The following is a 24143-nucleotide window of genomic DNA, read 5'->3' on the forward strand; positions in this document are numbered from 1 at the left end:
TCCTGTTCGTGTTGCCGGAGAAGCTGCGGGAGTTCTCCGACTACCGGTTGTTGCTGTTCGGTATCGCCCTGATTCTGATCATGCGGTTCCGGCCGCAGGGGCTGGTGCCCGACCGGCACCGCCGCGCTGAGCTGGCACCGGATGCCGAGCCCGTGACGACCCCGATACCCGGCGCGGACGGCGGGGGCACTGTGAAAGCGAGCGCGTCATGACCCGGCCGACCGCCAACATGGCGCCCCGGCACGCGAAGGCCCAGCCGGCCATGCTGCAGGCGTCCGGCGTCACGATGCAGTTCGGCGGGCTGCGGGCCCTCAACGATGTGTCGTTCGGTCTGGCCGAGGGCGAGATCATCGGGTTGATCGGGCCGAACGGGGCGGGTAAGACCACTCTGTTCAACTGTCTGACGGGGTTGTATGCGCCGACGTCGGGGTCGGTGACGTTGCGGGGGACGGTGTTGCCGCAGGACCCGGCGCGGGTCACCGAGCAGGGGGTGGCGCGGACCTTCCAGAACATCCGGTTGTTCCCGAGCATGACTGCGCAGGAGAACGTGCTGGTGGGGCGGCATGTGCGGATGCGGCAGAGCCCGCTGTCCTCGCTCCTGCACGGCCCGGGTTTCCGCCGCAGCGAGGCGGAGGCGCAGGCGCGGACGGAGGAGTTGCTGGGGTTTGTGGGGTTGACGCAGTTCTCCGACGAGCTCGCGCGCAACCTGCCCTATGGGGATCAGCGCCGGCTGGAGATCGCGCGGGCGTTGGCGACGGATCCGTCGGTGTTGTTGCTGGATGAGCCGACTGCGGGGATGAACGCGCAGGAGACCGAGGCGACCCGGCAGCTGATCTTCGCGATCCGGGAGTTGGGGATCTCGGTGGTGGTGATCGAGCACGACACCAAGTTCATCTTCACGCTGTGTGACCGGGTGTTGGTGCTGGTGCAGGGTGAGGTGCTGGTGGAGGGCAGCCCGGATGAGGTGCGGGGCGACCCGCGGGTCGTGGAGGCGTATCTAGGGGCTCCGCCGGATGAGGTCGATGCGCAGATCCACGGTGGGGGGCAGCAGTGAGTTTTCTCGAGGTCCGTGACCTCACGGTCGCCTACGGCGCGATCAAGGCCGTGCGCGGAGTGACGTTCTCGATGGAGCAGGGTCAGATCGTCAGCTTGATCGGGAGCAACGGGGCGGGCAAGACCACCACCCTGCGCACGATCTCCGGTCTGCTGCGGCCGGAGTCGGGGGAGGTGCTGCTCGACGGTGAGCCGATCCACCGGTTGCCGGCGCACGAGATCCTCTCCCGCGGGGTGGCGCACAGCCCGGAGGGGCGGCGGTTGTTCGCGCGGATGACGGTGGAGGAGAACCTGCTGCTCGGCGCGTATACCCGCCGGGATGAGGCGGGGATCGCGGAGGATCTGGATCGGATCTTCACGTTGTTCCCGGTGTTGGGGGAGCGGCGGGCGAACAAGGCGGGGTTGTTCTCCGGTGGGGAGCAGCAGATGCTGGCGATCGGGCGGGCGTTGATGTCGCGGCCGAAGCTGTTGATGCTGGATGAGCCGTCGATGGGGCTGTCGCCGATCATGACGCAGAAGATCTTCGCGACGGTCCGTGAGCTGCAGGCCGAAGGCACCACGGTGCTGCTGGTGGAGCAGAACGCACTCGCCGCGCTGGCCCTGTCGGACCAGGCCTACGTCATCGACCTCGGCCGCACCACGCTGTCGGGCAGCGGCCCGGAACTGCTCGCCGATCCCCGCGTGCAGGAGGCCTACCTCGGCGAGGGCGTGGCCAGCTGACACACGCGACAGCGGGCCGTCACGGCCTGCTGTCGCGGTGCAGGCACGTGAGCTTGGCGGTGCAGGTACGCCTGCCCCGGGCGTCGGTGATCACGATCTCCGTGGTGGAGGTGGTCCGGCCCACGTGAAGTGGGCGGGCCACCCCGGTGACGATGCCTTCGGTGGCCGCGGCGTGATGCGTGCACGACAGCTCGAGCCCTACGGGAAACCGCTCGGGCATCGCGTGCAGTGCCGAGAGAGTGGAGCCGAGCGTCTCGGCGAGCACCGCGTTCGCGCCTCCGTGCAGCAGCCCGAAGGGCTGGCGGTTGCCCGCGACCGGAAGCGTCCCGACCACCTCGTCCAGCCCGACCTTCACCAGCACGATCCCCATCCGGTCGGCGAGCTGCTCCACGGCTGACGACGACGGCAGCGGATCGGGATCGACGGGCACGATCCGCACCTTAGGACAGCGACCCGGCACACCTCCCTGCTCGGTGGATGATGCCGCGGCTGCGAGATGCGGCTTTCGGCCCCGTGGAGGGCGGAACCGTGGATCTCGCGGCGATCAAGGGCGCGTGGGAGCAGGGGGCGGCCGGGATCGGGCGACTCGCGCACCCAAATCGGGCGACTCGCGCGCCGGGATCGGGCGACTCGCGCACCCAAATCGGGCGACTCGCGCACCCGGATCGGGCGACTCGCGCGCCCGGATCGGGCGACTCGCGCGCCCGGATCGGGCGACTCGCGGGGGTGGGGTCAGGGTTTGTGGGTCGCGAAGATCGCGGTGCCGGGGAAGAGGGCGCCCCGGAGCGGGGACCACTGGCCCCACACGGTCTCCCGGCCCTCGGGCCACTCCGGCTCGACGATGTCGTCGAGGACGAGCCCTGCGGCCACGAGGTCGCGGACCCGGTCGCCCAGGGTCCGGTGGTGCTCCACGTAGGTGGCCCGGCCGGAGGCGTCGACCTCCACGTAGGGCGTGCGATCGAAGTAGGACTGCTGCACGGTGAGCCCGTCCGGGCCGGGGTCGTCGGAGAACATCCAGCGCATGGGGTGGTTCACCGCGAAGACCCAGCGTCCGCCGGGCCGCAGCACGCGGGCCACCTCGCGCATCACCCGCTCCGGCTCCGCCACGAACGGCACCGCCCCGAACGCCGAGCAGGCCACGTCGAAGGACCCGTCGGCGAACGGCAGGCGCTCGGCGCCGGCCTGCACCAGCGGTACGGCGATCCCGGTTGCCTGCCCGAGCGCTGCGGCGTGCTTCAGCATCGTCCCGGACAGGTCCAGCGCGACGGGCCGGGCCCCGACTCGGGCGAGCCACCGCGAGCACGGGGCGGATCCGCACCCGACCTCCAGCACCCGCAGGCCCGCGACATCGCCGAGCAGATGCGCGTCTTCCTCGCGCAGACCCTCGGGGCACCAGACGAAGTCGGCGTCGCCGATGTCCCGGCCGTGCTCGGCGAGGTAGTCCTCGGCATCGGCGTCCCACCACATGCGGCTGGCGCGTTCCGACTCCGTGGCGTCGACGTTCCGCCGCGCCACCCCGGTGGTTCCCAGCCGCTCTTCCGCGCTCACGCGGCCATCGTGGCAGCTGAGATGGGGCCACCCTCATTGCCGTGCTGATCGGGTCGCGCGTAGCATGATGGAAGCGCGGTGGTCAACGTCGCGGGTTCTGCGCGCGCTTCGCCCGGCCACGTCACGCATGTTCTCAACGCACGTTCTCCACCACGATCCACGAGCAAGGGTGACAGCACCACGTCACGAGACGTACACCACCTGGTCCGCACCACCAATCCATCCATAACCGGAGCACCCCACTACATGTCCACCGACACCACCGCCGCCCCGACCCACACGACCCCGCAGGTCGCCGTCAACGACATCGGGTCGGAGGAGGACTTCCTCGCCGCCATCGACCAGACGATCAAGTACTTCAATGATGGCGACATCGTCGAGGGCACCATCGTCAAGGTCGACCGTGACGAGGTCCTGCTCGACATCGGCTACAAGACCGAGGGCGTCATCCCCTCGCGGGAGCTCTCGATCAAGCACGACGTCGATCCGGCGGAGGTCGTGTCGGTCGGTGAGTACGTCGAGGCCCTGGTTCTCCAGAAGGAGGACAAGGAGGGCCGGCTGATCCTGTCCAAGAAGCGCGCACAGTACGAGCGCGCCTGGGGCACGATCGAGGCTCTCAAGGAGGCCGACGAGCCGGTCGAGGGCACCGTCATCGAGGTCGTCAAGGGCGGCCTGATCCTGGACATCGGGCTCCGCGGCTTCCTCCCGGCCTCGCTGGTCGAGATGCGCCGCGTCCGCGATCTGCAGCCGTACGTCGGCCGCAAGATCGAGGCCAAGATCATCGAGCTGGACAAGAACCGCAACAACGTGGTCCTGTCCCGCCGGGCCTGGCTGGAGCAGACCCAGTCCGAGGTGCGCAGCGAGTTCCTCAACCAGCTGGCCCGCGGCCAGGTGCGCAAGGGTGTCGTCTCCTCGGTGGTCAACTTCGGTGCCTTCGTCGACCTGGGCGGGGTCGACGGTCTGGTGCACGTCTCCGAGCTGTCCTGGAAGCACATCGACCACCCGAGCGAGGTCGTCGAGGTCGGCCAGGAGGTCACCGTCGAGGTCCTCGACGTCGACCTGGACCGCGAGCGTGTCTCCCTGTCGCTGAAGGCGACGCAGGAGGACCCGTGGCGCCTGTACGCCCGCACGCACGCGATCGGCCAGATCGTGCCGGGCAAGGTCACCAAGCTCGTTCCCTTCGGCGCGTTCGTCCGTGTCGAGGAGGGCATCGAGGGCCTGGTGCACATCTCCGAGCTGGCCGAGCGCCACGTGGAGATCCCGGAGCAGGTCGTGCAGGTCGGCGACGACGCGATGGTCAAGGTCATCGACATCGACCTCGACCGGCGCCGCATCTCGCTGTCGCTCAAGCAGGCCAACGAGGGCATGACGGTCGACACCGAGTTCGACCCCACCCGCTACGGCATGGCCGCCGAGTACGACGACCAGGGGAACTACATCTACCCCGAGGGCTTCGACGTCGAGACCGGCGACTGGCAGGAGGGCTTCGAGGCTCAGCGCGAGGCCTGGGAGAAGGAGTACGCCGAGGCGCACGCCCGCTACGAGCAGCACATCACGCAGATCAAGAAGTCGGCCGAGGCCGAGGCCGAGGCGGCTGCCGACGGCGGCGGCACCAACTACTCCTCGCAGGGTGGCGGTGAGCCGGCCGAGTCCGGTGGATCGCTCGCCAGCGACGAGCAGCTTGCGGCACTGCGCGAGAAGCTCTCCGGCGGAGCCTGACGGCTCAGCAGGGTCTGATCGACTCGACGGCCCCGGCGACCATTGGTCGCCGGGGCCGTCCGGCGTCCGGGGGAAGCCCGGGTCACGGTTGTGCTGCGTTCGGTGCTAATCGCGCGGCGAAGAGGAGGTGGGGGAGATTTCGCTCTACCGTATGTCCATGCGCGGGGCGAACTGCCGACACGGAGCTTTCGGTGCCGGACTGGTCGCCGTGGTGCTCGCGTTGAGCGGGTGTGGCGCCTCCGCGCTCGAACAGACCGAAGTGCCGACGTTCCCCACGTCGGCCGAGACGTCCGCGGCGGCTGTGGCCGGCCCGGACGACGGAGTGCTGCCCGACGACTGCGCCCGGATCCTCGCCGTCGGTGATCTGGAGGCCCTGCTGGGCCTGCCGTTGGGTTCGGTCGCCCAGCGCACCACGATCGGTGTCGCGGAGCCGTCCGTCGGGCGCACCGAGCGGGTGGCGTGCGTCTACACCGGCACGGCCGGCGGTCCGGCGCGTGGCCGGACACTGCTCAACATCAACGCGTCCGCCTACACCGACGCGGACGCCGCCGGCAAGCAGTGGCGGATCAACTCCGAGGCCGAGGACGGCGGACGCCGTGAGATGCCGATCGGGAGCGCCTCCGCCGTGCTCGTCGAGCGGCGTGGCGAGGCCGTTCTCATGGTCGTCCACGAGGTGAGCAACCTGACGCTCGTGCTCCCGGGCCAGCCGCTGCCGGGTGGCCGCGCTCCGGCCGACGTGCTGGTGGACCTCGCGCTGCGCGTGCTTCCCGCGGTCAGCACGGTGGGCGGCACGTCGTCGGCCAGCACCACCACCGAGCCCCCGGGGACCGTCTCCTGACCGAGTAGCGTGACGCCGTGCTGAGGGTGGGGCTGACCGGCGGGATCGGTTCGGGCAAGTCGACGGTGGCCAGGCGGCTCGCCCAGCGGGGCGCGGTGGTGGTCGACTCCGACGCCATCGCCCGGGAGGTCGTCGCGCCGGCCACCGCAGGGCTCGCGGAGATAGTCACGGCGTTCGGCGGCGGCGTCCTCACCGAGGAGGGCGCCCTGGACCGGGCCGCGCTCGCGGCTCTGGTCTTCCAGGATCCGGCCGCGCGCGAGCGCCTGAACGCCATCGTGCACCCCCGCGTCCGGCAGCGCTCCGAGGAGCTGATCGCCGCCGCGCCGCCCGATGCGGTGGTGGTGCAGGACGTCCCGCTGCTCGTCGAGGGTCGGATGGCACCGTTGTACCCGCTGGTCGTGGTGGTGCACGCCGACGCGGAGGAGCGGGTGCGGCGGCTCGTCGAGCAGCGGGGGATGCCCGAGTCCGACGCGCGGGCCCGCATCGCCAGCCAGGCCGACGACGCCGCGCGCCGGGCCGCCGCCGACGTGTGGCTGGACAACTCTGGTGATCCCGCCGGCCTCGAGGCCGCTGTCGACGAGCTGTGGACGGCCCGGCTGGTCCCGTTCGAGGAGAACCTGCGGCTGCGCCGGGTGGTCCGTGCGGGCGCGCCCAAGCTCGCCGACCCGGACCCGGACTGGCCGGCCGAGGGCGCCCGGCTCTGTGCCCGCGTGGCGGCGGCCGCGGGGGAGCGGGGACGTGGTGTGGCCCACACCGGCTCCACCTCCGTACCGGGCCTGCCCGCCAAGGACGTGATCGACCTGCAGCTCGGGGTCGACTCGCTGGCCGACGCCGACGCCGTCCGCGACGCGTTGCAGGACGCCGGCTTCCCCTGGCGTTCCGACATCGCCTGGGACAACGCGAAGCCCCCGGGCGCACCGCCCTGGCCGAAGCGCTATCACGGCTCCGCCGACCCCGGTCGCATCGTCCACCTGCACGTCCGTGAGGTGGGCTCTCCCGGCTGGCGCTATGCACTGCTCTTCCGGGACTGGCTGCGAGCCGATGCCGCAGCCCGGGACGAGTACCTGGCGGTGAAGCGCGAGGCGGAGGCGCGCTACGGCGACGACAGCGACGCGGATCGGTACGTCCAGGTCAAGGAACCGTGGTTCGACGCCGCAGCGCCACGGGCCGACGCATGGGCCGCATCCTCAGACTGGTCTCCCTCGTTGGAGTGATCGGGCTGCTCCGTCGTAACGGTGCGCCACCGTGCCACGATGGAGGGACAGGAAAATCCACATCCGGGTGACCAGCCGGGCTCCGGCGAGCAGGGGGACATGACGGTGGGCACACCGGTCGACAATCCTCCTGGTTCCGACGGCCGGCTCGACGACGTCGGCGGCGCCGCTCGCGCCACGCCCGGCTCCGGGCGCACGAAGATCGTGCGCGGCGGCCCGGCGCTGTCCGCCGCACAGTTGCGGGTCGACTTCGGCGCGCACCTCGAGGCGAACTACCAGCGGCTGGTCGCGCAGCTCTACGCGATCACGCTCGATCCGGGCGAGGCCCACGACGTCGTCCAGGACGCCTACTCCCGTGCATGGCGCAACTGGGCGGTGATCAGCCGCTCGCCCGACCCGAGCGCCTGGATCCGGCGGGTGGCCGTGCGGTCCACCATCCGGAGCTGGCGGCGCATGCTCGCCCGCATCGGCATCGGCCGGCCCCGTCCGATCGGTGACGGCGTCGACTCGCGCACCGGCGCGCTGCTCACCGCGCTCGGCAAGCTGTCGGCGGCGGAGCGCCGGGCCGTCGTCCTCACCCACATGGCGGGTATCTCGCTGGGTGAGATCTCCGCGCTGGAACAGGTCTCCATCGGTTCGGTGCAGGCACGGCTGTCCCGCGCGCGACAGGTCGTGTCCGAGGGCATGGCCGAGGTCCTGCCCCTGGTTCTGGAGGGCGCGGTCGGCGACGGCTACAACGCCGACGACGGCTTCGACGTCTTCGGGTCCGGCGAGCGCGGGTCCGACGGCTACGGCCCGGCATACGGGCCGGGGAACTACCGCCCCGGCGATTTCGACGCCGAGGGATACGGCACGCCATACGGCGGCGAGGGCGACCGGGCCGGCGACGACTACAGGGGGGAACACCGGTGAACGAGCCGTTGGATCGAGTGACCGAGGAGTTCCGGCGGCTCGACAACGAGCTCGCCGCCGCCGTCACGCTGCCCGCCGTGGACTCGGTGATCCGCCGGGCCGGCACGCTCAACCGCGCCAGCACGGCCGCCGCCGCCGCGGTGCTCACCGTCGGTGCGCTCGGCGCGACCACGGCGATCGCGCAGATCGCCGCGCCCGCGGCGGTCGCGGACGCCGCCACCGCCGTGTCGCCGGGCTCAGCGCCCGCCGGCAGCCTGGGCGGGGCCGACCCCGCGCCCGCTGCCGCACCCGAGTCGCCGTCCGACCCGCTGTCGGCCGTCCACCCCAACGCTCCGGTGGCGGCCCCGGGCGCCTCGGAGGAGGAGCGGGCGCGGATCCAGCGTGATCAGGCGGCGACAGATCAGGGCCGGGTGGTGCCGGGTGCTCCGGCTCCCGGGCTCCCGGGATCCGGGCCCGTCCCGCCGGGGCCGGTGGGTGGCCCGCCGCCACCACCGCCACCCCCGGTGGACCCACCGGCGCCTGTGACAACGACACGCACGCAGCCGCCCCCGTGGCACCCGACGACGCGCCCGGATCCGACCACGCGCCCGAATCCGACCACGCGCCCGAATCCGACGACCCGTCCGGATCCGACCACGCGCCCGGATCCGACGACCCGTCCGGACCCGACGACGCGTCCGGATCCGACGACTCAACCGGATCCGACGACCAGCACGGCTCAGGCCAGCCCGTCGACCCCGGCGACCACGACACAACACAGCACCTCGCCGAGGCCGTCCACCTCGCCGGTCTCGCCGACCTCGGGCATCGCCTGAGAGAGCCGGCTCCACTCGGGCGGCGGACGCGAACCCGTCCGCCGCCGCTACGGGGCCGGTGCCTCTCCGGGGCACTGCCGGACGTCGCGGCAGCGCTTCCAGGTGAGCGCGACGCCCCGCTCGCCGAGCCAGGCGTCGAGGTCGTGGCCGTGGGCGGCGAGGCCGTCCACGGCGCGGAAGGCCCGCTCCATCGCCTTCTCGGCCGCGGGCGGCTCGAGGAGTCCGAGAGCCACGGCGGCCACGAACTCGTCCGTGTCGACCACCAGGGCACTGCGCCCGTGCTGCACCACAATGTCGAGGTAGTAGTCGGTGAGCACCCAGCGTTCGCCGTCACGCACGATGTCGCACACATCGAGGTAGAAGTCCTGGTCCCGGTGGTGGCCGGGGTTCCAGCACCAGTCGGTGACGCACAGGCCGATGTCGGGCAGCAGCCACGACTGCACCCAGTGCGCGGTGGGCCGGTCGATCATCGGACGGCTCATGTACAGGCCGAAGGGCGTGATCCGGTACTCGTCCACCGGGCGGGGGACGCCCTTGGTGTCGATGTTGAGGGCGGCCGGGACGTCGAAGGTGGAGATCTTCGGCGGGTGCACCGCCCCGATCCTGTCAGGTCCCGCCGAGGTTCGCTCGGCACCGCATCTCGCGTTCGTCCCGTGGATCGCCCCTGCCGGAGCTGACCAGATCCGGTCGACATGCCCGTGTGCGTGGGTCACTCCCACCGCGCCTCCGGGACCTGCGCGGATGTCCGCTCCGCGAAATGTCGGTGGTGGCTCGTACCCTGGAACCGTGGCATTCGCGACAGAGGTTCCCGGCAGCGCGGCGAAGCAGGACGTGCCGGTCGCCCACTCCGAGTTCCGCCCGGTCGGGGAGATCCCCCGCGCGGGCGGCCGGTTCGAGGTCGTCAGTGAGTTCACGCCTGCCGGCGACCAGCCCGCGGCGATCGAGGAGCTGGAGAAGCGCATCCGCGCGGGCGAGCAGGACGTCGTGCTCCTCGGCGCCACCGGCACGGGCAAGTCGGCCACCACGGCCTGGCTGGTCGAGCGGCTGCAGCGGCCCACGCTGGTGATGGCGCCCAACAAGACGCTCGCGGCGCAGCTGGCCAACGAGCTTCGCGAGATGCTGCCCAACAACGCGGTCGAGTACTTCGTCTCGTACTACGACTACTACCAACCCGAGGCGTACATCGCGCAGACCGACACCTACATCGAGAAGGACTCCTCGATCAACGAGGACGTCGAGCGGCTGCGCCACTCCGCCACGCACAACCTGCTGTCGCGGCGCGACGTCGTCGTGGTCGCGTCCGTGTCGTGCATCTACGGCCTGGGCACGCCGCAGTCCTACCTCGACCGGTCGGTGAAGCTCGAGGTCGGCGGCAGCGTCGAACGTGACGTGCTGCTCCGGGCGCTGGTCGACGTGCAGTACACCCGCAACGACATGGCCTTCAACCGCGGCACGTTCCGGGTCCGCGGCGACACCGTGGAGATCATCCCGGCGTACGAGGAGCTCGCGATCCGCATCGAGTTCTTCGGCGACGAGATCGAGGCTCTCTACTACCTCCACCCGCTCACGGGCGACGTCGTCCGCCAGGTCGACGAGCTGCGCATCTTCCCCGCCACGCACTACGTCGCCGGTCCGGAGCGCATGGAGCGGGCGGTCCGCGAGATCGAGAAGGAGCTCGAGGAGCGGCTCGCCGAGCTGGAGCGCCAGGGCAAGCTGCTGGAGGCGCAGCGGCTGCGGATGCGCACGCAGTACGACATCGAGATGATCCGCCAGGTCGGGTTCTGCTCGGGCATCGAGAACTACTCCCGCCACATCGACGGCCGTGGGCCGGGCTCGGCGCCCGCCACGTTGATCGACTACTTCCCCGACGACTTCCTGCTGGTCATCGACGAGTCCCACCAGACGGTCCCGCAGATCGGCGGCATGTACGAGGGCGACATGTCCCGCAAGCGCAACCTCGTGGAGTTCGGGTTCCGGCTGCCGTCGGCTGTCGACAACCGGCCGCTGACGTGGGAGGAGTTCGCCGACCGGATCGGGCAGACGGTCTACCTGTCGGCCACGCCCGGTCCGTACGAGCTCAGCCGCACCGGTGGCGAGTTCGTCGAGCAGGTCATCCGGCCCACCGGCCTGGTCGACCCGAAGGTCGTCGTCAAGCCGACGAAGGGCCAGATCGACGACCTGGTCCACGAGATCCGCGAGCGCTCCGAACGGGACGAGCGCGTCCTGGTCACCACACTCACCAAGAAGATGGCCGAGGACCTCACCGACTACCTGCTGGAGCTGGGCATCCGGGTGCGCTACCTGCACTCGGAGGTCGACACGCTGCGGCGGGTGGAGCTGCTGCGGCAGCTGCGGCTCGGCGAGTACGACGTGCTGGTCGGCATCAACCTGCTCCGGGAGGGCCTCGACCTGCCCGAGGTCTCGCTGGTGGCGATCCTCGACGCCGACAAGGAGGGCTTCCTCCGGTCCGGCACCTCCCTGATCCAGACCATCGGGCGCGCGGCGCGCAACGTGTCGGGCGAGGTGCACATGTACGCCGACAAGATCACCGACTCGATGCAGTTCGCCATCGACGAGACCGACCGGCGCCGGGCCAAGCAGGTCGCCTACAACGAGGAGCGCGGGCTCGATCCGCAGCCGCTGCGCAAGAAGATCGCCGACATCCTCGACCAGGTGTACCGGGAGGCCGAGGACACCGAGGTCCCGGTCGGTGGATCGGGCCGCAACCAGTCCCGCGGCAAGCGCGCGGCGGGGGAGCCGGGCCGGGCCAGTGCCAGCTCCGGTGTGATCGCCGGCCGCGACACCTCCACGATGCCCCGCGCCGAGCTGGCCGACCTCGTGCAGCAGCTCTCCGACCAGATGCTCGCCGCGGCGCGCGATCTGCAGTTCGAGCTGGCCGCCCGCCTCCGCGACGAGATCGCCGACCTCAAGAAGGAACTGCGCGGGATGGACGCGGCCGGCATCCGCTGACCGCCCTCCTGCCACGCCGACAGGGCGGCACGGATCCACGGTCACCGCGCACACCTGTCGGCCACGGTGCACACGGCCTGACGTGTGTGCGGTGGCCAACTCGTGTGCGCGGTGACGGCGCAGCTCGCTGCGGAGGGGGGCCCGGCGGCACGGGGCAGGGGCGAGTTACCGTGGCGGGCGATCTATCGGCCGAGGAGAGGGCACCAGTGTGACGGTTGTCGGCGCGTCGACCGCCCGCACCTCGGCCGAGCGGCGCATCCTCGACGTGCTCCGGTCGCCCCGGCGCATCCTGCCGGTCACCGTTCCGTTCCTCGTCCTGGTGCTGGTCGGGGTCGTGATCTACACCGGCGGCCGGCACATCGACCTGCAGGTGTACCGCTTCGGGGTGCAGGCGTGGCTGTCCGGCGGTGACCTGTACGGGCCCCTGCCGGAGACGGCGGGCCACATCGCGCTGCCGTTCATCTACCCGCCGTTCGCGGCGCTGGCGATGGTGCCGCTGGCCGTCGTGCCGTGGGTCGTGGCCTGGACCGGGCTGCTCGCGCTCTCGACGTTGTCGCTGGGCGCCACGCTCTACGTGGTCGCGCGCCGGCTCTGGGAGGCCGGTGGCCGGGGTGGGGCGCTGTCCGTGGCGTCGATCGCGCTGCCGCTGGCGCTCGCGGTCCAGCCCGGCAAGGTCATCGACTTCGACGTCCCGTCCGACCCCCGTCCGCCGCTGAGCCTCGAACCGGTGTCGCAGACCATCCAGTTCGGCCAGATCAACCTGCTGCTCATGGCGTTGGTGGCGCTCGACTGCCTGGTCGCGCGGCCGCGCTGGCCCCGCGGCGTCCTCATCGGGATCGCTGCCGCCATCAAGCTGACGCCCGCGGCGTTCGTCCTGTACTTCCTGCTGCGCCGGGACTACCGGGCCGCCGCCACCGCCGCGATCTCGGGGGCCGTGGCCACGGCGATCGGGTTCGTCGTCGCGCCGAGCCAGTCGTGGACCTTCTGGCTCGACAACCCGGCGGGTGGCGTCAGCGGATCACCGTTCTTCACCAACCAGACGTTCCAGGCCGTGCTCGTCCGGATGGGGATCGACGGCACCCCGCGCACGGTCTGCTGGCTGCTGCTGTCCGCGGGGCTGCTGGCGCTCGCGATACCGGCGATCCGGCGGGGTTCGGCGCCGCTCGCGCTCGTCGCCACGGCGGGTGTCGCGCTGCTGGTCTCGCCCACCTCGTGGTCGCACCACTGGGTGTGGGTGGCGCCGGCGCTGCTGGTCGCCGCGGCCACGGCGTGGCGCTTGCGGTCCTGGACGTGGGCGGTGGTCACCCTCGCGATGGCGGCCGTGTTCGTGATCGCGCCGCACCAGCAGGGGTTGCCCCGGGCCGACAACCGGGAGCTGTCGTGGACCCCGCTCCAGCAGTTCATCGGCAGCACCTACGTATGGTTCACCGTGCTGCTCTTCGTGCTGCTGTTCGTGGCGATGCGGCGCGACCGGTCGGCCCCGCAACGCTGGCTGTGAACCACGAGGAGCTCGTCGCCTACTGCCTGGCCAAGCCCGGCGCCACGCCCGACGAGCCGTGGGAGGGCGACCTCGTCGCGAAGGTGGGCGGCAAGATCTTCGCGTTCCTCGGCGGAGACGGTCTGGGAGTCAAGTGCGGCCGCGACGCCGACGAGGCGGCCGAGCCGCGCCTGCGCTACCCCGGCACCGTCGAGGTGATGGCCTACATCGGGCGGCACGGCTGGAACCGCGTCACGGTCGACGGGACGATCCCCGACGACGAGCTGTGCGAGCTCGTCGACGACTCCTACGCCGCGGTTGTCGCGAAGCTGCCCAAGCGGCTGCGCCCGCAGGCCACCTGACGCAGCCGCAGCAGGGCGAGGACGGCCACATTCGCTGGTCTTCGTCTCCACCGGGACAGATCGTGGGGCGTGACCACCCGCGACCGCCTGCTCGCCGCTGTCGTCGCCGTGCTCTGGGGCGCCAACTTCCTCGCGATCCACGTCGGGCTGGAGCACTTCCCGCCGCTGTTCCTCGCCGCGCTGCGGTTCCTGGTGCTCGCGATTCCGACGGTGCTGCTGGTGCCCCGGCCGCGGGTGCCGCTGCGCTGGCTGATCGGTTACGGGCTCGGCTTCGGCACGGTGCAGTTCCTGTTCCTGTTCGTCGCGATGGACGTCGGCATGCCCACCGGGCTCGCGTCGCTGGTGTTGCAGGCCTCGGCCCCGTTCACGGTGCTGCTCGGGGCGTTGCTGCTGCGGGAACGGATGGCCGTCCGGCAGGTCGCCGGGATCAGCCTGGCGGTGGTGGGCCTGCTGGCCATCGCCGTGGCGCAGGCGCATGCCGCGGCCCTGATCCCGCTCGTGCTCACCCTGATCGGGGCGTTGGGCTGGGCGTTCGGCAACCTGGCCGCCCGGCTCGCCGACGCACCGAACCCGCTGCACCTGACGCTGTGGATGTCGGTGGTGCCGCCGATCCCGCTGCTCGCGGCCTCTTTCCTGACCGAGGGCCCGGCCGCGGACTGGGCGGCGGTGCGCGCCGCCGTCACCCCGGCCGGGGTGCCCGGGTTGCTGGCGATCGCCTACCTCGCCGTCCTCGCCACCGTGCTGGGCTCCGACATCTGGACGGCGCTGATGCGCCGCTACCCGGCCGGGGTCGTCGCGCCCTACTCGTTGCTGGTGCCGGTGGTCGGGATCGGGCTCGCCGCGGCCGCCCTGGGTGAACGGCCCAGCGTGGTGGAGCTGGTGGCCGGGGTGGTGATCATCGGCGGGGTGTTGCTCGGGACCCCGCGTCCGCCCCGCCCCGTCACCGACGTGGCTCTCGTCCGCACTAGCTCGTGACGTCCTTGCGCCGGAACTGCCACACGGCCAGGCCGCCGAGCACGGCGGCGTAGCAGACGGCGGAGAAGACGCCCCGGGTCATGTCCCCCCAGTCGACCTGCCCAGCGAGCAGCCCGGCCCACGCGCCGTCGTAGTGGGTGGGCAGGTAGTTGCGGAGGTCCTCCAGCGCGGTGATCTGGTCGAGGATCTGCGACACGATCGACACCGTCACCGCGCCCCCGACCGCCCCGAGCGGTGCGTCCGTGCTCACCGACAGCAGGAGCGCGAGCGCGGCCACCCAGCTCAGCTGCACCGCGATGTACAGCGCCGCCAGCAGCACCCGGCCCACGCCCGTCCAGAAGGTCAGGGACTCACCCGTGGGGCTCACCAGGTCGCCGGTGCCGTACGCCAGCGCGCCGACGACCAGCGACACCACAGGGAGCAGCAGCAGCGCCGCCACCGACAGCACTCCCGACACGACCGCCTTCTGCCGCAGCAACCGGGCCCGGGGGATCGGCGCGGCGAGCAGGTAGCGCAGGCTCGACCACGACGCCTCCGCGGCCACCGTGTCGCCGAAGAACAGCGCCACCACCACGACCAGCAGGAACGACGACGAGGCGAACAGCGCGAACACCGCGAAGTTCGCCCCGCTGCCCTTCGCGAGGTCGACGAGGTTCACCGACCCGGTGGGAGTGCCGTTGTCGGCCAGCTCGAACGCGATCCAAAGGATCACGGGGAGCAGCGTGACCAGGGCGAACGTCACCTGCGTCCGGCGGCGCAGGAGCTGGCGCCGCAGCTCGACGCGCAGCGGCAGCGTGTGGCCGGGGCGGTACCGGGCGGGCCGGACGTCGTCGGCGAGGTCGCCGACCGTGCCCTTCCAGGTGGACGGACCGTCGTTCGTGGTCACGGGGCTGCATCCATTGTTCCGGCGTCCTCTTCGACGAGCTGCAGGAACGCGTCCTCGAGACGCCGCCGCGGGCCGGCCGACGCGACGTCGACCCCGGCCGTGACGAGCGCCCGCACCGCGGACGCGCGCGGGGTGCCGTTGAGCTCGGCGTGCACGGAGCCGCCGTCGACCGACACGGCGTGCACCCCGGCGAGCCCGCTGAGCACGGCGGCCGCGCGGTCGGGGGCGTCCACGCCGAACGTGGCGGCCCCGCCGCCGGCGATGATGTCGTCGACCGTGCCGTCCGCGACCACCTCGCCGTGGTGCATCACGACGACGTGCGTGCAGGTCTGCTCCACCTCGGCGAGCAGGTGGCTCGAGATCAGCACCGTCCGCCCGCCGGCCGCGTACCGGTGCAGCACCTCACGCATCGCGTGGATCTGGGGCGGGTCGAGCCCGTTGGTGGGCTCGTCGAGCACGAGAAGCTCCGGGAGGCCCAGCATGGCCTGCGCGATGGCCAGGCGCTGCCGCATGCCCTGGCTGTAGGTGCCCACCCGCCGCTGCACCGACGCGCCGAGACCGGCGATCCGCAGTGCCTCGTCGAGATGCGCCTCGGCGGCGGGACGGCCCGTCGCGGCCCAGTAGAGGCGGAGGTTGTCCACCCCGGACAGGTGGGGCAGGAATCCCGGCCCCTCGACGAACGCCCCGATCCGCGCCAGCACCGGCGCACCCGGCGCGACCGGCTCCCCGAACGCCGTGATCGTGCCTGCGGTGGGCCTGATCAGACCCATGAGCATCCGCAGCACGGTGGTCTTGCCCGCGCCGTTCGGGCCGAGCAGCCCCAGCACCATGCCCTTCCGGACGGTGAACGACACGTCCTTCACCGCGCTGAACCCGCCGCGGTAGGTCTTGGCCAGCGTGTGGATCTCCAGCGGCGGGGCGCCCGGGTCGGCGGCCGCCACGGTGCCTGCCGCGGAGCGGCGGCCCACGATCCGGGCGACGATCCACGCCAGCAGGGCCAGCGCCAGCACGACCGCGATGCCGATCAGGGGCAGGAGCGGCACGGTGTTCGCGGTGACGGCCTCGCCCGGCACCACCGGCACGGTGAGCGCCGCGTCACCCGAGAGCCCGATCCGCCACACCGCGGGCTCGGTGCCGCTCGCGTAGGCCTGGTCGGTGGTGCCGACCGACACCACCAGGTGGTTCCCGGCCTCCACCGGCGCCACGACTCCCGGCAGGGTGACCGTGGCGCGGGCCGGGGAACCGTCGGCGGGGACGGCCACCCGGAACGGGGCCACCGCGTTGCCCAGCAGCGTGCGCAGACCGTCCGGCGCCACCTCGAACGTCCTGGCGAAGAGGATCGCCTCGGCGGGCGCGGGCTGGCCGGGGACGCGGGCGACCGACACGTCGACCCGGGGAGCGCCGGCGACCAGCACCGGCTCCCCGAGAGCCGCGGTGCGGAACTGCGCGGACTGGCCGGGGACCTCGGCGGTGGCCGAGGTGAGCCGGCCGGCCAGGCTGCCGAGCGCACCACCGATCCCCGGCAACGACGTGATCGCGGCGGGGTTGCCCCCTGCCGGGTTGAGCGCGACCTGCTCGGGGCCCTCCAGCCCGAGCCGCCGGGACTCCACCGGTGCCGCACCGGAGATCCCGGGGTAACCGGTGGCCTCGACGGTGCGGCTGTTCGGGGCGCTGCCGTTGGTGCGCACACCGCTCTGGACGGTGTAGCCGAACCCGGTGCCGGGGTCGGTGCCGGTGTGGGCGAGGTGGAAGTCGAACCAGTCCCCGATCGCCTCGCGCACCGCTGCGTCGGGCGCGCCGCCGTCGTGTCCGCCCCCGTACCAGAGGACCTTCACGGGCGTGCCCGTCGCGGCGATCTGGCGCGCGTTCGCGTCGGCCTGGTCGAGCCCGAACAGCGTGTCCTGCTCGCCCTGCACGAGCAGCGTCGGCGCGGTGATCCGGTTCGTCACCGTTGACGGCGACGAGCGCTGCAGGAGAGCCGCGGTGGCGGGGGAGAGGCGGCCCGTGGTGGCGGACTCGGTGTACGCGGCGCACACCTGGGTGGTGAACCGGCCGCAGGTGAGGGGTTCGCCTGCCGGGGCCGGGCCGCCGGGCAGAGCCGGGCCGCCCTGTGCGGACCCGCCGACTGGACCGGCTGCCCCGGCCGGCGCCGCGCCCGGGTCAGGGCCGTTCGGGGCCGGGTCGGCCGGGCCGAGCCCGGCGGAGAAGAAGAGCCCGGCCCACCCGCGCTTGAACACCCCGTCCGGGGCGAACGCGCCCCGCGCCGGGGTGCCGGAGGGGAGCGGGGCGGTGGTCGCCGCGTTCGGGAAGAGGGCCTGGCCGAGGTCGTTCCAGGTGATCACGGGGGCGATGGCGTCGATCCGACGGTCGTAGCCGGCGAGCAGCAGAGCGAGCGCGCCGCCGTAGGAACCGCCCGTGACCCCGACGCGGGGGTCGCCGGGCCCGTCCTGGGTCACGTCGGGGCGCGCGGCCAGCCAGTCGACCAGTGCCCGCGCGTCGGCGACCTCGTGGTCGGGGTCGTCGAGGGAGATCTGGCCGGTGCTGGCCCCGAAGCCGCGGGCCGACCAGGTGAGCACGACGAACCCACGGGCGGCCAGGTCGCGGGCGTCGGGGTCGACCGAGGCCTTGCTCCCCCCGAACCCGTGCGCGACGAGCACGGCCGGGGCCGGGGTGACGGCGGGCAGGTAGAGCGTGGTGTCCAGGCTCACCGGGCCGGTGGTGCCCGGGCCGCCCGCCACCTCGATGCGCTGTTCCTGCGTGCGGACCGCGGACGCCGGGGCGGCGGACGCGGTGCCGGTCGGGACCACCAGCGCGACCATGGCGAGCGTGAGGGCCGCGGCGAGCGCGCGGAGGGTCCGGTGCACAGGTTGACGTTATGCGAAGGTCGGGACGGCCCCCTCAGCCGTCTCTCAGCGACCTGACGGGACGGCTCAGAGCACGTCGTCGAAGTGCTCCACGCGCGGAGCTCCGTCGAAGAACGGGCCGATCAGGGCGCGCCACCGGTTGTAGTTCTCCGACTGGCGGAACCCGACGGTGTGCGCCTCGATGCTGTCCCACTCGATCAGCAGGACGAACCGGGTGGGTGTCTCCACGCTGTGGGTGAGCCGCGCCTCGCGGAAGCCCGGCGTGTCGGACACGAACTTCACGCCCTCCCGCACGGCCGCGCTGAACTGATCTTCCGTGCCCGGCTGCACCGCGAAATCGGCGATCTCCAACACCATGGCGGCATCCTCGCACGGCCGCGGGACGGGAGGAGTGCCGTCAGGCCATTTTGGGCACATCACCGGCATGGAGCACTTCACGATCGCCACTGTCGCCGAGCAGAGCGCCGACTTCCGCCGGGTCCTGTGGACCGGCGAGCACACCCAGCTCGTCATCATGACGATCCCGCCGGGTGGGGAGATCGGCGAGGAGGTGCACGACGACACCGACCAGATCCTCACCTTCGTCAGCGGCACGGGCGAGGCGAAGGTGAGTGGCAGGACGAAGGCGGTCGCCGCGGGCGACCTCGTCGTCGTGCCCGCGGGCAAGAAGCACAACTTCGTCAACACCGGCCCGAACCCGCTGGTCCTCTACACGGTCTACGGACCGCCGGAGCACGCCGACGGCGTCGTGCACAAGACCAAGGAGGAGGCCGACGAGGCCGAGGAGTCGGGCCAGGACGAGCCCCCGAAGTAACCGCACCCGCCCCACCCGCGAGTCGCCCGGTTCCGCCCCGCGAGTCGCCCGGTTCCGCCCCCGCCGGCAGCAGCCGCCCGCTACTGCCGGCGGGCGCGGGCGCGCCGCTTCCCCTCGTGCATGGCCTGCACGCGGGCGATGGGAATGGTGTGCCCCTCCTCGACCAGGTCGGCGGGGAGCTGCTGCGGCGCCGGCATCCGGTCGTGCCACGGGTCACCGTCGCCCAGCAGCTCGACGGCGGTGCGGACGGTGAAGTCGGCCGGTGCGACGTCGTCGAGCTCGTCCCACGTCACGGGGAACGACACGGGCACGCCGGGCCGCGCGCGCGGGCTGTAGGCCGCGACGATGGTGGCTCCGGCCGAGCGGGTGGAGTCGACGAAGACCCGGCCGCCGCGGTCGTCCTTGATGTAGGCGGTGGTGGCGACGTCCGGGTCGAGCCGGGCGGCCCGTGCGGCGAGCGCCCGGGTCGCCGCCGCCGCGTCCTCGATCCCGGTGCGCTCGTCGAGCGGCACGAAGACGTGCAGCCCCTTCGCGCCGCTGGTCTTCACCACGCCAGCGAGGCCCGCGTCGTCCAGTGCCTGCCGCACGAGCCGGGCCGCCGCGACGACGTGCGGGAACGCGTCGTCGGCCGGGGGGTCGAGGTCGAGCACCAGGTACGTCGGGTGGGTCTCGCCGGCGTGCATCAGGGTCGGGTGGTACTCCACGGCCCGCTGGTTGGCGAACCACAGCAGGGTCCGGCGGTCGTTGCAGAGGGCGTAGGACACCTCGCGCCGCGACGCCTCCGCCCACACGGTGGTGGTCCGCACGAAGTCCGGGGTGTACTTCGGCACGTTCTTCTGCATGAACGGCTCCTGGCCCGGCCGCACGCGGATCACCGACAGCGGCCGGTCACGCAGCTCGGGGAGGATGCGGTCGGCCACGGCGTCCAGGTAGTCCACCAGGTCCCGCTTGGTGGCCCCGGCCCCGTCGAACAGCGGTTTGTCGAGGCTCGTGAGCTCCACACCGTCGCGGATCTCGTCGGCCTTCGTGCGGCTCATCGTCACCTCCTACCAGCTGGACCGCGCCGTGGCCAGGCCGGCGGCGATCAGCGCCCCGACCGTGCGGGGGCGAGATGGTGCAGGTCCACGGCGGTGAGCCGGCCGTCGACGGCCTCGGCGGTGATCCAGGTGAAGGTGGGCTGCCGGCGGCGGTCGGTGGGGGAGCCCGGGTTCAGCAGCCGCAGGCCGCCGGGGGCGACGGTGTCCCACGGGATGTGGCTGTGCCCGAAGACCAGCACGTCGGCGTCCGGGTACGCGGCGGCGCAGCGGCGCTCCCGGCCCGCGGCGGCACCGGTCTCGTGCACCACCGCGAACCGGACGCCGCCGAGCTCGACCCTCGCGACCTCGGGCAGCCGCGCCCGCAGCGGCGGCCCGTCGTTGTTGCCGTAGACGCCGACGAGCCGCCGCGCCCGCGCCTCGAGCGCGTCGAGCAGGTCCACCGACACCCAGTCGCCCGCGTGCACCACCACGTCGGCGGCGTCGACCGCGTCCCACACCGGTACGGGCAGGTCCTTCGCCCGTACCGGGAGGTGGGTGTCGGAGATCAGCAGCAGACGCAGGTCAGCTCACACCCACGAGGTCGACGACGAAGATCAACGTCTCGCCGGGCTTGATGGCGCCGCCGGCGCCCCGGTCGCCGTAGCCCAGGTGCGGGGGGATCACGAGCCGGCGGCGGCCGCCGACCTTCATCCCGGCCACCCCCCGGTCCCAGCCCGCGATGACGCGGCCCGTGCCGAGCGGGAACCGGAGCGTCGAGCCGCGGTTCCAGGAGGCGTCGAACTCCTCGCCGGTGGAATGCGCCACACCCACGTAGTGCACTTCGACGGTGTTGCCGGGTGCGGCCTCTGCGCCGTCGCCGGTCTGAATGTCCTCTACGACCAGGTCGGCGGGGGCGGGCCCGTCGATGGGGTCGACTTCGGGTCGCTGCAGTGCCACAGGGAGTCCTCCGGTTCGGTTGACCGTTCAGAGTGCCAGAGCCCGGAGCGGGAGGTACACAGGAGGCATGACCAGCACCGACGCCGCAACGGGCCGGCCTGGCGAGGATGACGGCGAGCTCGACCCGAAGCGGTGGCAGGCCCTGTGGGTGACGCTCGTCGCCGGGTTCATGAGCCTGCTCGACGTCAGCATCGTGGCGGTCGCGCTGCCGTCGATCCAGCGCGGTCTCGGCACCGACCCGGCGCAGGTGCAGTGGGTGGTGTCGGGGTACGCGCTGACGTTCGGGCTCGCGCTGGTGCCGGCCGGGCGCCTGGGGGACGCCATGGGCCGCCGGCGCATGTTCCTGTTCGCGCTCGCCGCGTTCGTCCTGTTCAGCGCGCTCGCCGGGGCCGCACCGACAGCCGAGACGCTCATTCTCGCCCGCCTCGCGCAGGGGCTGGCCGCGGGCGCGCTCGCGCCGCAGAACTCCGCGCTCATCCAGCAGCTGTTCCGGGGTGACGAGCGCGCCAGGGCGTTCGGTCTCTTCGGTGCCGTCCTCGGCATCTCGACGGCCGTCGGCCCGATCGTGGGAGGCGTGATCCTGGCGCTGGCCGGCGGAGCGGACGGCTGGCGGTGGATCTTCTACGTCAACGTCCCGATCGGGGTGGTCGCCCTGCTGCTGGCCGCCCGGCTGATCCCGCGCACCGAGAGCGGCCCGCGCGGGCACATCGACCTGATCGGGACGGCGCTCCTCGGTGGAGCGGTGCTCGCCGTCCTGCTGCCGCTGGTCGAGGCCGACTCGGGTGGGCTCGTCCGGTTGTGGTGGCTCTTCCCGGTGGCCGCTCTGCTCGTGGCCGCATTCGTCGCGTGGGAGCGGCGGGCGGTGCGTCACCACCGTGAGCCGCTGCTCGACATCCGGCTGCTCACGAGCAGACCCGGGTACGCGTCCGGGGTGGCGCTCGGCACCATCTACTTCATCGGCTTCAGCGGGGTCTGGCTGGTGTTCGCGCTGTACTTCCAGACCGGTCTCGGTTACACGCCGCTCGAGTCGGGCCTCGCGGTCACGCCGTTCGCACTCGGCTCGGCGGCCTCGGCGGTGGTGGGGGGCCGGCTCGTCGCGCGCCTCGGGCGGGTGCTGACGGTGATGGGCCTGGTCCTCGTCGTGCTCGGGCTCGCGGTCACGGGGGTGGTGCTCGCGCTCGCGCCTGCCGGGTCGGCCGGGCTCGCCGTGGCCGCCCCGCTGCTGGTCGCCGGCATCGGCGGCGGCTGGGTCGTCGCGCCGAACACGACGATGACGTTGCGCTACGTGCCCGTGAGCAGCGCGGGCTCGGCGGGGGGCGCACTGCAGACCGGGCAGCGCATCGGCGCCGCGATCGGCACCGCCGCGCTGACCGGCATCTTCTACTCGGAGCTGATGGGCAACGGGAACGACTTCCGCATGGCGGTGGCGGTCGCGGTGGGCGCCGCGACGCTGGGGACCGTGGTCGCGCTGGTCGTCGGCATCCTCGAGTGGCGGACGGCCCGCAGGCATGCCGGCCTCCCGGAGGAGACCGGGTCCGGCGACCACATCCCCCCGGACCTGCACTGAGCAGCGCCGCCTGGCGGGGTCAGACCCCCAGGGCGTCCTTGAGGAACCGCACCTGCAGCAGGAGCAGGTTCTCCGCCACGACCTCCTGCGGCGTCATGTGCGTGACGCCCGAGAGCGGCAGCACGCTGTGCGGGCGGCCCGCGGCCAGCAGTGCCGAGCTCAGCCGCAGGGTGTGGGCGGCCACCACGTTGTCGTCGGCGAGCCCGTGCACCAGCAGCAGCGGCCGGGTGAGCTTCGCCGCGTCCTCGATGAGTGACGAGCGCGCGTACGCGTCCGGGGCCTGCTCGGGGTGCCCGAGGTAGCGCTCGGTGTAGTGCGTGTCGTAGAGCGCCCAGTCGGTGACGGGCGCCCCGGCGACGGCCGCGTGGAAGACGTCGGGCCGCCGCAGCACGGCGAGTGCTGCCAGGTACCCGCCGAACGACCAGCCGCGGATGCCCACCCGCGTGAGGTCCAGGTCGGGGTACTGCTCCGCGGCGGCGTGCAGCGCGTCGACCTGGTCGTCGAGCACGGGCGCGGCGAGGTCCCCGCGGACCGCACGCTCGAACTCCGGTCCCCGCCCGGGTGTGCCCCGCCCGTCGACCACGACCACCGCGAAGCCCTGGTCGGCGAACCACTGACTGGTCAGGTACGCGCCACGGGCCGCGAGCACGCGCTGGGCGTGCGGGCCGCCGTAGGGGTCCATGAGGACGGGCAGCGGCGTGCCCGGCTCGTGCCCGGTCGGCAGCAGCACCGCCGTGCGCAGCCCGCGCTCTCCCGCGGTCAGCAGGGTGACCCGCGGCGTCAGCCCGGACGGGTCGGCGAACGACGCGATGGTCCACTCGGAGCCGTTCCGGTGCACGGTGGTGGTCGTGCCGTCGCCGTCGAGGCTCTGCCGGGCGACGACGAGCGTGCCGGCGACGAGCCGCCCGGAGTGCACACCGGCCTCCGAGGTGACCGCGGCCAGCCCGTCCGGGCCCCAGGTCCACAGCCCGATGGACGTCGGGTCCTCACCCGCCCGGAAGAACACGGCGTCGCCTTCGACGTCCAGCACGTCGCGGACCTGCAGCGACGGTGGGGTCACCGGCTCGCCGTCGACGACGAGCCGGCGCGCGCCGTCCGTGTCCGCCACGGTCACCAGCCCGCCGGACTCCGTGTGCGCCGGGACGCCCGGGACGATCTCGACCCACGCGGCGTCGGTCTGCTCGTGCACGGGGGAGGTCGTGCCCGTGTCCGGGTCGACCCGCAGCACCCGCAGCGCCCGCTGGTCCCGCGGCTGCACGACGATCAGGAGGTCGTGGGCGTCCCACACGGCGGTCACGAGGTACTCGTCGCGGACGCCGTCCCAGTCGACCTGGGTGCTCCCGCCGTCGAGCGTGTGGATCCGCAGCGAGACGTGCGCGTTGGCGGTGCCGGCCGCGGGGTAGGCGACGACGGTGGGGGTGCGGTCGGGGTTGGCG

Annotated in this window: 23 protein-coding genes and 1 pseudogene; 14 read left to right on the forward strand and 10 right to left on the reverse strand. The window is 72.6% G+C overall.

Annotated elements, in window-relative coordinates; translation table 11 throughout:
• From HF577_RS27840 to HF577_RS27850, 3 genes and pseudogenes are all read left to right on the forward strand, one after another.
• A pseudogene (locus HF577_RS27840) lies at window positions 1-212 on the forward strand (hypothetical protein); the annotation flags it as partial.
• 50 nt (window positions 213-262) lie between these two features.
• Window positions 263-1054: an ABC transporter ATP-binding protein gene (locus tag HF577_RS27845; protein WP_211174932.1), complete on the forward strand. Its 792-nt coding sequence runs from the start codon at window positions 263-265 to the stop codon at window positions 1052-1054.
• Window positions 1051-1773 (forward strand): ABC transporter ATP-binding protein, encoded by a 723-nt coding sequence (locus HF577_RS27850; RefSeq protein WP_169398940.1) that lies wholly within the window; start codon window positions 1051-1053, stop codon window positions 1771-1773. The genes HF577_RS27845 and HF577_RS27850 overlap by 4 nt, the downstream gene beginning before the upstream one ends.
• A 19-nt stretch (window positions 1774-1792) precedes the next feature.
• Here the strand turns inward: HF577_RS27850 and HF577_RS27855 are convergent, their stop codons facing one another.
• Together HF577_RS27855 and HF577_RS27860 are read right to left on the reverse strand one after the other, a co-directional pair.
• A complete protein-coding gene (locus HF577_RS27855; protein WP_169398958.1) occupies window positions 1793-2143 on the reverse strand; it encodes a hotdog fold thioesterase in 351 nt (116 codons plus the stop codon).
• A gap of 362 nt (window positions 2144-2505) precedes the next feature.
• Complete coding sequence (locus HF577_RS27860; RefSeq protein WP_169398941.1) at window positions 2506-3321, reverse strand: class I SAM-dependent methyltransferase; 816 nt, start codon at window positions 3319-3321, stop codon at window positions 2506-2508.
• Between the two features lie 246 nt (window positions 3322-3567).
• On the opposite strand from HF577_RS27860, the gene rpsA reads away from it, so the two are divergent.
• From rpsA to HF577_RS27885, 5 genes are all read left to right on the forward strand, one after another.
• Window positions 3568-5040: a 30S ribosomal protein S1 gene (gene rpsA / locus HF577_RS27865; RefSeq protein WP_169398942.1), complete on the forward strand. Its 1473-nt coding sequence runs from the start codon at window positions 3568-3570 to the stop codon at window positions 5038-5040.
• Between the two features lie 157 nt (window positions 5041-5197).
• Window positions 5198-5878 (forward strand): hypothetical protein, encoded by a 681-nt coding sequence (locus tag HF577_RS27870; RefSeq protein ID WP_169398943.1) that lies wholly within the window; start codon window positions 5198-5200, stop codon window positions 5876-5878.
• Window positions 5879-5895: 17 nt separating this feature from the next.
• Window positions 5896-7092: a dephospho-CoA kinase gene (coaE, locus tag HF577_RS27875; RefSeq protein ID WP_169398944.1), complete on the forward strand. Its 1197-nt coding sequence runs from the start codon at window positions 5896-5898 to the stop codon at window positions 7090-7092.
• A gap of 39 nt (window positions 7093-7131) precedes the next feature.
• Window positions 7132-8004, forward strand: a complete 873-nt coding sequence (locus HF577_RS27880; RefSeq protein WP_169398945.1) for an RNA polymerase sigma factor — start codon at window positions 7132-7134, stop codon at window positions 8002-8004.
• The gene (locus tag HF577_RS27885; RefSeq protein WP_169398946.1) at window positions 8001-8819 is read left to right on the forward strand and encodes a hypothetical protein; all 819 of its coding nucleotides are present in this window, start codon (window positions 8001-8003) and stop codon (window positions 8817-8819) included. Before HF577_RS27880 ends, HF577_RS27885 begins: the two co-directional genes overlap by 4 nt.
• Window positions 8820-8866: 47 nt before the next feature.
• Here the strand turns inward: HF577_RS27885 and HF577_RS27890 are convergent, their stop codons facing one another.
• Window positions 8867-9412: a DUF402 domain-containing protein gene (locus HF577_RS27890; RefSeq protein WP_407692241.1), complete on the reverse strand. Its 546-nt coding sequence runs from the start codon at window positions 9410-9412 to the stop codon at window positions 8867-8869.
• A gap of 193 nt (window positions 9413-9605) precedes the next feature.
• Here HF577_RS27890 and uvrB point away from each other — a divergent pair, with 193 nt between their 5' ends.
• The 4 genes from uvrB to HF577_RS27910 all read left to right on the forward strand — a co-directional run bounded on the left by uvrB (window position 9606) and on the right by HF577_RS27910 (window position 14603).
• Window positions 9606-11789 (forward strand): excinuclease ABC subunit UvrB, encoded by a 2184-nt coding sequence (uvrB, locus tag HF577_RS27895; protein WP_312859418.1) that lies wholly within the window; start codon window positions 9606-9608, stop codon window positions 11787-11789.
• A gap of 208 nt (window positions 11790-11997) precedes the next feature.
• Window positions 11998-13287 carry a glycosyltransferase family 87 protein gene (locus HF577_RS27900; RefSeq protein ID WP_169398947.1) on the forward strand — a complete coding sequence of 430 codons (1290 nt, stop codon included), beginning with the start codon at window positions 11998-12000 and terminating at the stop codon, window positions 13285-13287.
• Window positions 13284-13628 (forward strand): MmcQ/YjbR family DNA-binding protein, encoded by a 345-nt coding sequence (locus HF577_RS27905; protein WP_169398948.1) that lies wholly within the window; start codon window positions 13284-13286, stop codon window positions 13626-13628. Before HF577_RS27900 ends, HF577_RS27905 begins: the two co-directional genes overlap by 4 nt.
• A 69-nt stretch (window positions 13629-13697) precedes the next feature.
• Entirely contained in the window at window positions 13698-14603 is a 906-nt protein-coding gene (locus tag HF577_RS27910) for an EamA family transporter (RefSeq protein ID WP_169398949.1), read from the forward strand.
• On the opposite strand, the gene HF577_RS27915 is transcribed toward HF577_RS27910, so the two are convergent.
• The 3 genes from HF577_RS27915 to HF577_RS27925 form a co-directional block, all read right to left on the reverse strand.
• A complete protein-coding gene (locus HF577_RS27915; RefSeq protein WP_169398950.1) occupies window positions 14593-15489 on the reverse strand; it encodes an ABC transporter permease in 897 nt (298 codons plus the stop codon). The two genes, HF577_RS27910 and HF577_RS27915, sit on opposite strands and share 11 nt — an antisense overlap.
• Window positions 15486-18308 (reverse strand): alpha/beta fold hydrolase, encoded by a 2823-nt coding sequence (locus HF577_RS27920; protein WP_169398961.1) that lies wholly within the window; start codon window positions 18306-18308, stop codon window positions 15486-15488. The genes HF577_RS27915 and HF577_RS27920 overlap by 4 nt, the downstream gene beginning before the upstream one ends.
• A gap of 111 nt (window positions 18309-18419) precedes the next feature.
• Complete coding sequence (locus tag HF577_RS27925; RefSeq protein WP_169398951.1) at window positions 18420-18710, reverse strand: antibiotic biosynthesis monooxygenase family protein; 291 nt, start codon at window positions 18708-18710, stop codon at window positions 18420-18422.
• Window positions 18711-18777: 67 nt separating this feature from the next.
• On the opposite strand from HF577_RS27925, the gene HF577_RS27930 reads away from it, so the two are divergent.
• Window positions 18778-19167, forward strand: a complete 390-nt coding sequence (locus tag HF577_RS27930; RefSeq protein WP_169398952.1) for a cupin domain-containing protein — start codon at window positions 18778-18780, stop codon at window positions 19165-19167.
• Window positions 19168-19247: 80 nt separating this feature from the next.
• Here HF577_RS27930 and ligD read toward each other — a convergent pair whose 3' ends face one another.
• From ligD to HF577_RS27945, 3 genes are read right to left on the reverse strand one after another with little or no spacing between them, the layout of a single operon-like run.
• Window positions 19248-20204 carry a non-homologous end-joining DNA ligase gene (gene ligD / locus HF577_RS27935; protein WP_169398953.1) on the reverse strand — a complete coding sequence of 319 codons (957 nt, stop codon included), beginning with the start codon at window positions 20202-20204 and terminating at the stop codon, window positions 19248-19250.
• Window positions 20205-20251: 47 nt separating this feature from the next.
• On the reverse strand, window positions 20252-20764 hold the full coding sequence (locus HF577_RS27940) for a metallophosphoesterase family protein (protein ID WP_169398962.1): 513 nt from the start codon (window positions 20762-20764) through the stop codon (window positions 20252-20254).
• Between the two features lies 1 nt (window position 20765).
• Entirely contained in the window at window positions 20766-21140 is a 375-nt protein-coding gene (locus HF577_RS27945) for an FKBP-type peptidyl-prolyl cis-trans isomerase (protein ID WP_169398954.1), read from the reverse strand.
• A 67-nt stretch (window positions 21141-21207) separates the two neighbouring features.
• Between HF577_RS27945 and HF577_RS27950 the strand changes: the two genes are divergently transcribed.
• The gene (locus tag HF577_RS27950) at window positions 21208-22707 is read left to right on the forward strand and encodes an MFS transporter (protein WP_169398955.1); all 1500 of its coding nucleotides are present in this window, start codon (window positions 21208-21210) and stop codon (window positions 22705-22707) included.
• A gap of 19 nt (window positions 22708-22726) precedes the next feature.
• Here the strand turns inward: HF577_RS27950 and HF577_RS27955 are convergent.
• Window positions 22727-24143 (reverse strand): S9 family peptidase (locus HF577_RS27955; RefSeq protein WP_169398956.1); only part of this gene is annotated, 1417 nt, incomplete at its 5' end.

Source organism: Pseudonocardia xinjiangensis (assembly GCF_012911925.1).
Taxonomy (GTDB): domain Bacteria; phylum Actinomycetota; class Actinomycetes; order Mycobacteriales; family Pseudonocardiaceae; genus Pseudonocardia; species Pseudonocardia xinjiangensis.

What these genes read in the sequence shown, in the direction of transcription:
- rpsA (WP_169398942.1), top strand. Translation starts at nt 3,568, where the DNA reads ATGTCCACCGACACCACCGCCGCCCCGACCCACACGACCCCGCAGGTC.
- HF577_RS27925 (WP_169398951.1), bottom strand. Translation starts at nt 18,710, where the DNA reads ATGGTGTTGGAGATCGCCGATTTCGCGGTGCAGCCGGGCACGGAAGAT.
- HF577_RS27930 (WP_169398952.1), top strand. Translation starts at nt 18,778, where the DNA reads ATGGAGCACTTCACGATCGCCACTGTCGCCGAGCAGAGCGCCGACTTC.
- HF577_RS27870 (WP_169398943.1), top strand. Translation starts at nt 5,198, where the DNA reads ATGCGCGGGGCGAACTGCCGACACGGAGCTTTCGGTGCCGGACTGGTC.
- ligD (WP_169398953.1), bottom strand. Translation starts at nt 20,204, where the DNA reads ATGAGCCGCACGAAGGCCGACGAGATCCGCGACGGTGTGGAGCTCACG.
- HF577_RS27845 (WP_211174932.1), top strand. Translation starts at nt 263, where the DNA reads ATGCTGCAGGCGTCCGGCGTCACGATGCAGTTCGGCGGGCTGCGGGCC.
- HF577_RS27950 (WP_169398955.1), top strand. Translation starts at nt 21,208, where the DNA reads ATGACCAGCACCGACGCCGCAACGGGCCGGCCTGGCGAGGATGACGGC.
- HF577_RS27855 (WP_169398958.1), bottom strand. Translation starts at nt 2,143, where the DNA reads ATGGGGATCGTGCTGGTGAAGGTCGGGCTGGACGAGGTGGTCGGGACG.
- HF577_RS27920 (WP_169398961.1), bottom strand. Translation starts at nt 18,308, where the DNA reads ATGGTCGCGCTGGTGGTCCCGACCGGCACCGCGTCCGCCGCCCCGGCG.
- HF577_RS27880 (WP_169398945.1), top strand. Translation starts at nt 7,132, where the DNA reads ATGGAGGGACAGGAAAATCCACATCCGGGTGACCAGCCGGGCTCCGGC.